The sequence below is a fragment of the Marinifilum caeruleilacunae genome, assembly GCF_013141825.1.
In the GTDB taxonomy this organism is placed as follows: Bacteria; Bacteroidota; Bacteroidia; order Bacteroidales; family Marinifilaceae; genus Marinifilum; species Marinifilum caeruleilacunae.
Map to the genome: position 1 here is coordinate 117494 of NZ_RZNH01000002.1, position 11237 is coordinate 128730.

General features: G+C 38.2%; 10 protein-coding genes. All 10 read left to right on the forward strand.

Translation table 11 applies throughout. The features are described 5' to 3' along the window. Positions 1–5: 5 nt before the first annotated feature. The 10 genes from pstS (at position 6) to ELS83_RS02045 (ending at position 11055) form a co-directional block, all read left to right on the forward strand. Entirely contained in the window at positions 6–1079 is a 1074-nt protein-coding gene (gene pstS, locus ELS83_RS02000) for a phosphate ABC transporter substrate-binding protein PstS (protein ID WP_171593839.1), read from the forward strand. Positions 1080–1198: 119 nt separating this feature from the next. Beyond that, entirely contained in the window at positions 1199–2053 is an 855-nt protein-coding gene (gene pstC / locus ELS83_RS02005; protein WP_171593840.1) for a phosphate ABC transporter permease subunit PstC, read from the forward strand. 19 nt (positions 2054–2072) lie between these two features. Next, positions 2073–2966 carry a phosphate ABC transporter permease PstA gene (pstA, locus tag ELS83_RS02010; RefSeq protein ID WP_171593841.1) on the forward strand — a complete coding sequence of 298 codons (894 nt, stop codon included), beginning with the start codon at positions 2073–2075 and terminating at the stop codon, positions 2964–2966. Beyond that, positions 2948–3799, forward strand: coding sequence for a phosphate ABC transporter ATP-binding protein PstB (gene pstB / locus ELS83_RS02015; RefSeq protein WP_171593842.1), 852 nt, complete (start codon positions 2948–2950; stop codon positions 3797–3799). The genes pstA and pstB overlap by 19 nt, the downstream gene beginning before the upstream one ends. A 49-nt stretch (positions 3800–3848) precedes the next feature. Next, positions 3849–4541 carry a phosphate signaling complex PhoU family protein gene (locus ELS83_RS02020; protein ID WP_171593843.1) on the forward strand — a complete coding sequence of 231 codons (693 nt, stop codon included), beginning with the start codon at positions 3849–3851 and terminating at the stop codon, positions 4539–4541. A gap of 84 nt (positions 4542–4625) precedes the next feature. Then, on the forward strand, positions 4626–5315 hold the full coding sequence (gene phoB / locus ELS83_RS02025) for a two-component system response regulator PhoB (protein WP_171593844.1): 690 nt from the start codon (positions 4626–4628) through the stop codon (positions 5313–5315). A gap of 18 nt (positions 5316–5333) precedes the next feature. Beyond that, a complete protein-coding gene (gene phoR, locus ELS83_RS02030) occupies positions 5334–7130 on the forward strand; it encodes a sensor histidine kinase (protein ID WP_171593845.1) in 1797 nt (598 codons plus the stop codon). 82 nt (positions 7131–7212) lie between these two features. Continuing rightward, on the forward strand, positions 7213–8202 hold the full coding sequence (gene mgrA, locus ELS83_RS02035) for an L-glyceraldehyde 3-phosphate reductase (protein WP_171593846.1): 990 nt from the start codon (positions 7213–7215) through the stop codon (positions 8200–8202). Between the two features lie 359 nt (positions 8203–8561). Continuing rightward, on the forward strand, positions 8562–8915 hold the full coding sequence (locus ELS83_RS02040; protein ID WP_171593847.1) for a hypothetical protein: 354 nt from the start codon (positions 8562–8564) through the stop codon (positions 8913–8915). 100 nt (positions 8916–9015) lie between these two features. Continuing rightward, the gene (locus tag ELS83_RS02045; protein ID WP_171593848.1) at positions 9016–11055 is read left to right on the forward strand and encodes a tetratricopeptide repeat-containing sensor histidine kinase; all 2040 of its coding nucleotides are present in this window, start codon (positions 9016–9018) and stop codon (positions 11053–11055) included. The last annotated feature ends 182 nt before the right edge of the window (positions 11056–11237 follow it).

The window sequence follows — 11237 nt, forward strand, 5'->3', positions numbered from 1 at the left end:
CCAGAATGAAAAAATTTCAATTGCTTTTTGCTGCTATTATCGCACTTGCTTTAATGGCAAGTTGTGGAAACGCAGGTAAAGACAAAGCTGCCAACAACAAAAAAGCTAAAACAATTACAGGTGCAGGTGCTACTTTCCCATACCCTTTTTACAACAAAATTTTCAAGTCTTACACGAAAGAACAAGGCATTCTTGTTACTTACGGTGCTATCGGTTCAGGTGGTGGTGTAAGAAGTATCACTGATAAAATTGTAGATTTCGGTGCTAGTGATGCATTTCTTAACGACAAGAAATTGGCTAGCATGCCAGCTGAAGTTCTTCACGTTCCTACTTGTTTGGGTGCTGTAGTTGCTGCTTATAACCTACCAGGAAAGCCAGAATTGAAGTTTACTCCTGAATTAATGGAAGGTGTTTTCATGGGTAAGATTACCAATTGGAACGATGCTAAAATTGCAGAAGTTAACCCTGGTGTAACATTACCAGATATGGAAATTACTGTTGTTTACCGTTCAGATGGATCTGGTACAACTTTCATTTTCAGCGACTATATGAGCAAAATCAGTAAAGAGTGGGAAGAAAAAGTTGGAAAAGGTAAAGCTCTAAAATGGCCTGTTGGTATTGGTGCTAAAGGGAATCCAGGTGTTGCCGGTACAATTAGTCAAACCGAAGGTGCTATTGGTTACATTGGTTCTGAATATGCATTCTCTATGGGAATCCAAATGGCTCAAATCAAAAACCAGGCTGGTAACTACATTCTTCCATCAACCGAAAGTATTAGTGCTGCTGCTAAAGGTGAAATGCCAGCTGATACTCGCGTAAGCCTAACAAACACCGATGCTGCTGATGGTTATCCTCTATCAAGCTTTACTTGGTTGGTGATTTACAAAGAGCAAAACTATAACGACAGAAGTTTAGATCAGGCAACTCAAACCATTAAACTAATTGACTGGGTGGTTAGTGCTGATGCTCAAAAAGAGACAACTAAAGTTCACTATGCTCCACTTCCGGATGCTGCAGTTGAAAAAGCAAAAGCTGTTCTTGGTAAGGTTACTTACAACGGAAAAGCAATAAAGTTATAATCTAACTTATAAAATATAGATAACGAGCTTGTTTCCTGACTCACATTTATCAGAACAAGTTCTCCAAAACTAATTGAAACAAGCTCGTTATTTCCTTTACACAGAATCGTTCAAATCTTATGAACAGCGAAAAAATTTTCAGATACTTATTGGTTGGCAGTGGAGTTCTTATGGTGCTTATTGCTGTAGGAATTGTTGCCACACTTTTTGTCGGATCCATCCCCTCTTTTAAAGAATTTGGGTTTGGATTTTTATATTCTGCTGATTGGGATCCTTCTGAAGGACGCGAGAATTATGGTGCATTGCCATTTATTATCGGTACACTTCTAACTTCCATTTTGGCATTGATTATTACATTTCCATTCGCCTTTTCAATTTCATTGTTTTTGGGTGAATATTTTAAAGATGGAGTATTGCCATCCTTCCTTAGATCGGTGGTAGATCTATTGGCCGGAATTCCATCTGTAGTATATGGTTTATGGGGCTTTTATACTTTGAAACCATTGGTTGCCGAGTTGGGGCTAAATGCCCAGGGTTTTGGAATCTTCACTTCATCGGTAATCCTGGCAATCATGATTATTCCTTATGCTTCTTCTCTTGGTGCGGAGGTAATCTCTATGGTACCAGGCAGTTTAAAAGAAGCTGCTTATTCGCTAGGAGCCACTCGTTACGAGGTGGTTAGAAACGTTATTGTTCCCAACGCAGGTTCGGGAATTTTTGCAGGTTACATTCTTGCTTTAGGTAGAGCAATTGGCGAAACCATGGCTGTAACCATGCTGATTGGTAACTCCAACGAAATCCCTACAGGCATTTTCGATTTGGGGAATACCATGGCCAGTTTAATTGCGAACCAGTTTGGTGAGGCTGAAGGACTAAAATTAACCGCACTGATTGAAATCGGTTTAATCCTATTTGTCATCACAGGGATCGTAAATTACCTTGGTAAGTTAATTATGAAGAAACTGTCGGCTTAGCCGCAATTATATATTTGAAATGAATATTTCTACAGAAATCTCAGACAGGAAACTGAAACAACGCTTGTTAAAGGACAAGATCTTTACCAATGTAATGATTTTCCTTGCCTTTCTTTCAGGTGTTCCTTTGTTCCTGATTTTATATCAATTGGCAGTAAAAGGATACCGCCAGTTTAATATCAGCTTTTTCTTCGAAGAAGCTCCTGACACCATGCAGGCAATGATTGCAAATGCCAACAACGAAATTATTCCGGGTGGTATTGCAAATGGGATTATTGGTACTTTAATTATTGTAGGTTTGGCCTCGCTTATTGCCATTCCGATTGGGATAATTTGTGGTACTTATCTTGCCGAAAATGCGGAAGGTAAATTTGCCGGCCTGGTACGATTTATTGTCGACATGCTACAAGGTGTTCCATCTATCGTATTGGGTGTGATCGGTTACATCTGGATTGTAAAACCGGTAACCAATGGTTTCTCTGCTTTGGCGGGTAGTGTTGCACTTTCAATTATGATGTTGCCTTCCATTGTCCGTTCCACCGAAGAAACCCTAAAAATGATACCTGGAACATTAAAAGAAGCAGCATTATCGCTAGGTGTACCTTACCACAAGGTGATCTTAAAAGTGATATTACCAACAGGAATTTCAGGAATACTAACAGGGGTTATTTTAGGGATATCGAGAATTGCCGGAGAAACAGCGCCTCTAATGCTTACTGCGCTAGGTAGTACGGTTGTAAATACTGATATCACGAAACCTACCAGTGCCGTACCTCTTTTGGTTTGGGAGTTTTACAACGATCCTAACCTGGTAAATATGATATGGAGTGCTTCCTTATTCCTCTTACTATTAATCCTGGTACTGAATTTATCAGCTAAAGCCATCGCGAAAAAATGGAAAGTACAATACTAAAACAAGAGCAAATGCTTAAAGAGCAAGAAAAATATAAAGAGAACAGCGTGATACAGAATCCTATTGAAAAAGTCGATTCACCAGTATTAAAAATTGATGATTTGTCAGTTTCATATGGTGGAGATAAGTATGCGATACAGAATGTCTCGGCAGGGATTGCCAAGAATAAAATTACAGCAATTATGGGTCCTTCGGGATGTGGTAAAAGTACGCTTTTGAGAGCCATCAACCGCATGCACGAATTGTATCCAAATACGCACAATAAAGGTGGTGTTTATTTAGGCGATGAAAATATCTACGAACTAAATCCAATTCAATTGAGAAGAAAGATTGGTATGGTATTTCAGCGTCCGAACCCATTTCCAACCATGAGCATTTACGACAATGTAATTGCCGGATTTAACCTGAACGGGATTCGTTTAAAAAGGTCTGAAAAAGATGAAATAGTGGAGAAATCGCTTCGCGAAGTTGCACTTTGGGATGAAGTAAAAGATTCGCTGCACAACAGGGGAACTTTCCTTTCGGGTGGACAGCAGCAGCGTTTATGCATTGCCCGTGCATTGGCATATACGCCTGATATTATCTTGCTCGACGAGCCAACTTCCGCACTGGATCCAATTGCCACTTCGAAAATTGAAGATTTGCTGGTGAAACTGAAAAAAGACTTTACCATTGTACTGGTAACACACAATATGTCGCAGGCTGCACGTATTTCCGATTATTCAATGTTTATGTACCTGGGAGAATTGGTAGAATATGGCAAGACCAAACAAATGTTTACCACACCAAGAGACAAACGTACAGAGGAATATCTAACCGGTAAATTTGGTTGATTTCAATTGCTTAATAAACTACGTTTCAAACACTTTAACAAAACACAGAATGTCAATTAAAAAAGATAAAAAATTCGATAAACTGCATACCGATTTCAGTAAAATGAAACTGATTCTTCAGGAGCAATTTGAAATTATGGATGAAGTAGTTTCTTACGGTCTGGATATCATCGATGCCAAAAGAGTTGAAAGGTTCAAGTCTAACGAGGACAAACTGGACAAGCTTGAAATTAAAATGAGCGACAATATTATTCTTACAATGGGTTTGCAGCAGCCTATGGCAAGTGAATTGCGTCTGCTGGTTTCCTATTTCAGAATGATTGGCTTTATTGAGCGAATTGGTGATCAGCTTAACAATGTATTGCGATACATCGAAAACATGGAGCCACCTTTTATTCCTGAGAAACATCGTGAGTCACTTCTAAACATGTTGTCGATCAGTGAAAAAATGGTACGCAAATCATTAATCTCATTCGAAGACAGTGATGTGGAATATGCCATTTGGACCATTAAAAATGATGAGTTTGTAGATGAGATGAGAACTGATTTAATGAAACGAATGGTGAAAAAAGAAACGCCGGAAGGTGTTGATAAGAATGACATTTACAATTTACTAAACTTTGGAAACATTTTAAGCAGTATTGAGAGAGTTGCCGATAACGCAACAAATATTGCCGAAGCTTCCATCTATTTCCAACAGGGAATCGACTTGCGTCACAAAGACATATCTGAAGAAGAATAAAAAGAACTTACTATTATCATTGAATTTTCCTAAAACCTCGATTTATAATTAAACCTTAAAAAAACCCGGAAAGATTTCCAAAAAATGAAGGATTTAAAGATATTAGTAGTCGATGATGAAGAGGATTTGTGTGAAATTCTGCAATACAATCTCGAACAAGAAGGTTTTCAGGTAGATACAGCTTTTTCATCGGAACAGGCTTTAAAACTGGACTTGAGTAAATACGATTTCTTCCTGTTAGATATCATGATGGGAGAAATTTCAGGTCTGGAATTGGCCAAAATAATTCGTCGCAACCCCGATTTAGAGGATAAACCCATTTTGTTTATCACTGCTAAAGGAAGTGAAACCGACAAACTACAAGGGTTTGAGGCAGGAGCAGATGATTATGTTGCAAAACCTTTTTCGGTAAAGGAAGTTATTGCCAGAATTCATGTAATTTGCAAACGTGTTTTCTCTGAGTCGAAAAGCGAAGCAAGTTTCGAATTCGAAGATTTAAAACTGATCCCTGAATCGAAGCAAGTTACCATCAACAATATTGATGTTGGCTTAACCAAAACAGAATTTGAAATTCTTCAACTGCTCTTAAACCATGCAGGAAGAATTTACTCTCGTGATGAAATCATGAACAAAATCTGGGATGGCGACACCTATGTTGGCGATAGAACTGTAGATGTTAATGTTCGACGAATTAGAAAGAAAATTGGAGAATATCACAATTTGATTAAAACCAAATCGGGTTACGGATATTATTTCGAACCCATCCAAAAATAGTATAATTCGTTTTATTAAATGACAGCAAATCTTCCTACTTCGGGATCGAAATACAAAAAGCGATTATTCGTTTACTTCTTTTTAATTGTACTGATTTTTTCTGTGCTAATTGGTGGTTTCCAGTATAAGCAGGAAAGGGCATATCGAAGAGAAAAACTAGAGTACGCTTTAAATATTTATACCGAACAGGTTCAGGAGCTAATCAGGCAGAAAGATTTAATCACAAAAAACGAATTTGCAGAAGTAGATTCGTTGCGCACATTAATGCCCGATCGAAATATTCGACTGACAGTAATTTTGCGCGATGGAAAAGTAGTGTATGATTCGGACGTAGAGAACATTGCCCGCTTGGATAACCACATTAACCGACCGGAAGTTCAGAAGTCCATTCATGCCAGTAAAGGAAGTAACATTCGCTTGTCGGGTTCTACCGGGGAAACCTATTACTACTATTCCAAACATTACTACACCCACTTTGTAAGGGCAGCTCTTCCCTATAACGAAAGTGTAGTTTCCTTTTTAAGAGGCAATAAACTGTTTTTCTATTTCTTGCTTGCCTTGTTTGGTGTTACCATTATTTTCCTGCTTTATGCAACCGAACACTTTGGGAACTCTATTGCCAAGCTTCGAAAGTTTGCCGTAAATGCGGCTAAAAATCGTCCCATAGATCCAAACGAAGATTTTGGAAAAACCGAATTGGGAGAAATCAGTCACCAGATTGTAAAAATTTACAAGAAACTTACCAAAACCAAGGAAGACCTGGTGAAAGAAAAGGAAAAACTGATTATGCACCTTCAGATTGCCCAGGAAGGTGTTGCGGTTTTCGATAAGGACAGAAATTTAATTCTGTGGAACAGTCATTTTATCGATTACATCAATTACCTGGCAAACATTTCAACCCACAATTACAAAGAAATTTTCGAATTGCCTGAGCTGAAAGAGATCAACGATTTTATCAAATCGAATACTAAAAAGTTAGAAGGCAATTACATTCCTAATGTAGATATTATTAGTACTAAAAATGTACTGACCATAGGCCACAAAATGTTCTTGTACCAGGTTGTTGTTTTCCCCGATTGCAATTTCGAGATCTCGATAAACGATATCACCAAATCGGAAAACGAAAAAACCATTAAACAGGAAATGACCTTGAATATAGCGCATGAATTGAAAACTCCGGTGACCGCTGTTTCAGGTTTTTTGGAAACCATAAAGGACAATCCGACCATGCCCGAGGATAAGAAAATCCTGTTTATTGAGCGTTCCTGTGTGCAAATTAATCGTCTGTCGAACCTCATTCAGGATATTTCGGTTCTGACCAAAATGGAGGAAACACAACAGTTGTTTAGCATCGAAAATGTAGATGTAGGACAATTGCTAAACGAGATGCTGGATGATTTTGAATTGAAATTGGAACATGCCAAAATGAATATCGAACTTCAAATTCCAAAAGACCTGAGCATTAAAGGGAATACGGAATTGCTGGACTCTGTTTTCAGAAACCTGATCGATAACTCGATAAAATATGCCGGTGAAGGTTCGAGCATCAAAATTGAAAACTATTTTGAGGATAACAACTACCATTATTTCTCATATCATGACAATGGAATAGGAATTTCGGAAGAACACCTGCCTAGAATATTTGAGAGATTTTACCGTGCCGATAATGGCCGATCAAGAAAAATGGGTGGAACCGGTTTGGGCCTATCCATTGTGAAAAATGCCGTTGGTTTCCACAAAGGACGAATTTTTGTAAAAGCTCGCAAAGAAGGTGGCACTGAATTTTTCTTCTCGCTGAAAAAGCAATTGTCCTAAAGACCTTTAGACCTTTAGACTTTCGAACTTTTAAACTTTCGGACTTTCTTTCTATCTTCATGCCACATCAAACAATTCAAATATGCACAAAGCAAACGACGATAGGTACAATGAAATGCCTTACCGAAGAAGTGGAAGAAGTGGCCTCTTGTTACCAGCCATTTCATTGGGCTTATGGCACAATTTCGGTCATGTAGATTTATACGACAATTACAAGCAAATTTTATTCAGGGCTTTCGACAGAGGAATTACCCATTTCGATTTGGCCAACAATTACGGTCCACCGCCAGGATCGGCAGAAGAAAACTTTGGAAAAATTCTGAAAGAAAATCTCAAGCATTACCGCGACGAAATGATTATTTCGACCAAGGCTGGCTACCTGATGTGGCCCGGCCCGTACGGCGAATGGGGATCGAGAAAGTATTTGATTGCCAGTCTCGATCAAAGTTTGAAAAGAATGGGATTGGACTATGTTGACATTTTCTACTCGCACCGACCAGATCCAAATACGCCGCTCGAAGAAACCATGATGGCATTGGATCATGTGGTACGACAGGGAAAAGCATTGTATGTTGGAATTTCATCCTATTCGCCTGATGAAACTCGCGAAGCTGCCCGTATTTTGCGCGAACTAGGCACGCCTTGCTTAATTCATCAGCCTCGATACTCGATGTTCGACCGTTGGGTGGAAGATGGTTTATTGGATCAGATCGAGAAAGACGGAATTGGTTCCATTGTCTTCTCTCCCCTTGCCCAGGGCTTGCTAACCAACAAATACATTAAGGGAATTCCAGAAAATTCGAGAGCAGCCAAATCGCATGGTTTCTTACAGAAAGACCAGATTACCGATAAGCTAATTGGCAAAGTAAAAGCATTGAACGATATTGCAGCAAAAAGAGGCCAAAGCCTGGCACAAATGGCCATTGCCTGGCTGCTGAAAGACGAACGTGTAACTTCAGTTTTAGTAGGCGCAAGTTCCGTAAGTCAACTCGATCAGAACATCGACAGCATCAACAATCTTAACTTTGAGATTTTTGAACTGGAAGAAATAGAGCAAATCTTAAAAGCATAAAGTACAGAAAGGCGCCATTTGGCGTCTTTTTTTGGGTTTTAATATTGACACACATGTACATACTGCACTCCCATAAATGATATTAAGGTAGGAGTAAGACTTCGATGCGCTGTACCTTAAAACAGTAGCTAATCCAACTGCTAACACATTCACAAAGTCACACATTCACAAAATAACAAAATCACACATTCACAAAATCACACAATCACAAATTCGCTAAATCACAAAATCACGCCTTCATAGAGTCTCCCATCCTCTCTTATCAATATCATTATTTATGTAAGTACATATTTGCAGCATTATAATATTTTGTTAATTTCACTATCGATAAGTAATACGCTAACTTAAATTGACAGAAGATGAAATTATTAAAACCTTATGTGAATTTGGTGAAATCTGCATCAAATGGAGTTTACACTTTAAACTCGGTAGTATCTGTGCCTAAAGGTTATGCACTCAACTCTCTAAACCAGGGTGAAATTGAAAGAGATGGCAAAAAACTTTGGGCCGTTACAGCAACAATTACTTCCAATGGAAGTATCGAAACTGAAATTGCAGAGTTCTCTGTGCCTTTGGACCAAGGTCCAACCGATGAGATCAAAACGGTGAGTATGGTGATGGTGAATAATTCAATGATGTCTGGTCCGTCGAATCCTGAACAAGACAACCATACCGATGTAGATTATGACGATGCTGGAGGAGCAACTCCATAGTATAGAAATAACTTGCTAAACTAATGGATGACAAAGTAATTGATAACTTTGTCATTCATTTTTTTTATATTAGTTAGATCTAACTTGAAATCATTGGCTTATGCGTTTTTTGCTACTACTTTTAATTCTACCACTTACCGGCATTGCTCAAACGGTTGGAACAGTTGAGAATGCAATAGATAGTATTTCCAGTACGGATAAAAAAATTGAATACCTGAACGACTGGACAGGGAAAAACTATAGAAAACAGATTTCTGAAGCTGAATATTATGTGACATTAACCATACATCTGGCCAAAGAAACCAATAATCATTCCGGCTTAGGCAATGCCTACATTCGTATGGCACTTATTAACTCCAGGAAAGATAAAAATGAGAATGCCCTCAAAAATTACAATGATGCAATATTAAACTTCAAGTTGTCCAATGATTTATATGGCCTGCATAAAACCTACATTAATCGTGGATACCTGAATCGAAAACTATCCAAACATGAGGAGGCAACCAAGGATTTTCACAAAGGAATTAATTACTTTACAGATCATCCTGATCCTATGCTACTTGCCAATGCTTATAATGGTTTGGGCATTGTGCACAGGCACCTTAAAAATTACTCAAAAGCACTTGAATACTACAACAAATCGGCTGAAGTAAGTAAAAAGAATAATCTTCACAATTTCACTTATAATGCTAATACGAATATTGCCAATGTATATTCCCTTCAAGGAAAATACAAAGAAGCTATGCTGCTGCACAAGCAAAATTTAAAATTGCTGGAAAAAAGACCTAGCAAATATAAATCAGCTCAAACCTATCACAACATTGGGGCATGCTTTCTTGAAATGGAACAGTTCGGTTTCGCCCAGGAATATTTAGAGAAAAGCCTGGTGCTAAAAGAAGAAATTGGTAATAAATATTTGCTAGTCACTACCCTTAATGGACTATCTTACGCATACTATATGCAATACAATTTTGATAAATCTCTATCCTTAAGCAGGAGAGCTTTGGCATTAGGAAAAGAGGTTGGAAATATCGAAATTCAGAAAAATACCGCTGATCGCATATTCAAAATTTTCGCTTATAAAAACAATCCAGATAGTGTTGTTAGATATGTTAATTTTTCCAAGAAATTGAGAGATAGCTTACATACAATAAAAACCTTACAGCAAGTTGCTGAAATCCAAACTAAATACGAAACAGAAAAAAAAGAAGCACAAATTGCTTTACTCGAAAAAGAAAACAACAGCAAAGCCATGCAGCGAAATGGCTTAATTGTAATTTTAATATTGATTTTAGGATATGCCGGTTTTATACTGTACTCCTACTACAGAAACAAAAAATTAACCAGGCTTCTTAGCTTGCAAAAATCGCGAATAGAATGGTCAAAAGAAATTTTGGACCACAGAAACCAGGAATTGCGCATTTCCAACCAAACCAAAAACAAGCTTTTCCAGATTATTTCCCACGATTTGCGTTCTCCTTTGGCATCGGTATCAGGCATTTCGAACTTAATACAAATTCTTTTAAGACAAGGCCGTTACCAGGAACTGGACGAAACCAGCCAGGATTTGAACGATTGTGTTACCCGTGTCCTCAACCTTACGGATAATCTCTTGTCATGGTCTTTGAATCAATCGGGCAAACTGCCATTTACTCCCGTGGTAATTCCGGTGAAAAACCTCTTATCAGGAATTATTGAAATTTACAAGGCTGGTGCACAACAAAAGAACATTTTACTGGAGCTTTCCATTTCTCAAAATTTATTTGTGTACGCCGACCGCCCAATGCTCGAAACCGTGGTTCGAAACCTACTAAACAATGCTTTAAAATTTACGCCAGAAGGTGGCCTAATTATTCTAGGAGCCGAAATGGTAGAAGACCATACCGAAATTTGGGTTGAAGACAATGGTGTTGGAATTCCCGATGATACAATTTCAAACATATTCGAATTGGATGCCTCAAGTAGCGGTACACGTGGTGAAAAAGGGAATGGCCTGGGCTTGATCCTGTGTAAAGATTTCATTGAGAAAAACCAGGGTGAAATTTGGGTAGACAGCAAAGCTGGCAAAGGAACCACATTTAGGTTTAGCGTACCCAATGCCGAAAAAATTTACACCGAAGAATCCATTTCTCACCAGTAGAAAAAATATAAAATGAGATGTAGAGGGGTGCCAGAAATGGTACATTTCGTTTGATTTACACCCTTTTCCCTGTCGGGATTTTCCCTTTTTAGGGAAAAACTCTTTTCGAGCTTATCTAAATTTATTTTGGGACAATCTCATTGCGCTTAGCGGTGATCATCTATCAATATTTTTTTCTGGCT

What these genes read in the sequence shown, in the direction of transcription:
- ELS83_RS02020 (WP_171593843.1), top strand. Translation starts at nt 3,849, where the DNA reads ATGTCAATTAAAAAAGATAAAAAATTCGATAAACTGCATACCGATTTC.
- pstB (WP_171593842.1), top strand. Translation starts at nt 2,948, where the DNA reads ATGGAAAGTACAATACTAAAACAAGAGCAAATGCTTAAAGAGCAAGAA.
- pstC (WP_171593840.1), top strand. Translation starts at nt 1,199, where the DNA reads ATGAACAGCGAAAAAATTTTCAGATACTTATTGGTTGGCAGTGGAGTT.
- pstS (WP_171593839.1), top strand. Translation starts at nt 6, where the DNA reads ATGAAAAAATTTCAATTGCTTTTTGCTGCTATTATCGCACTTGCTTTA.
- pstA (WP_171593841.1), top strand. Translation starts at nt 2,073, where the DNA reads ATGAATATTTCTACAGAAATCTCAGACAGGAAACTGAAACAACGCTTG.
- mgrA (WP_171593846.1), top strand. Translation starts at nt 7,213, where the DNA reads ATGCACAAAGCAAACGACGATAGGTACAATGAAATGCCTTACCGAAGA.
- phoR (WP_171593845.1), top strand. Translation starts at nt 5,334, where the DNA reads ATGACAGCAAATCTTCCTACTTCGGGATCGAAATACAAAAAGCGATTA.
- phoB (WP_171593844.1), top strand. Translation starts at nt 4,626, where the DNA reads ATGAAGGATTTAAAGATATTAGTAGTCGATGATGAAGAGGATTTGTGT.
- ELS83_RS02045 (WP_171593848.1), top strand. Translation starts at nt 9,016, where the DNA reads ATGCGTTTTTTGCTACTACTTTTAATTCTACCACTTACCGGCATTGCT.
- ELS83_RS02040 (WP_171593847.1), top strand. Translation starts at nt 8,562, where the DNA reads ATGAAATTATTAAAACCTTATGTGAATTTGGTGAAATCTGCATCAAAT.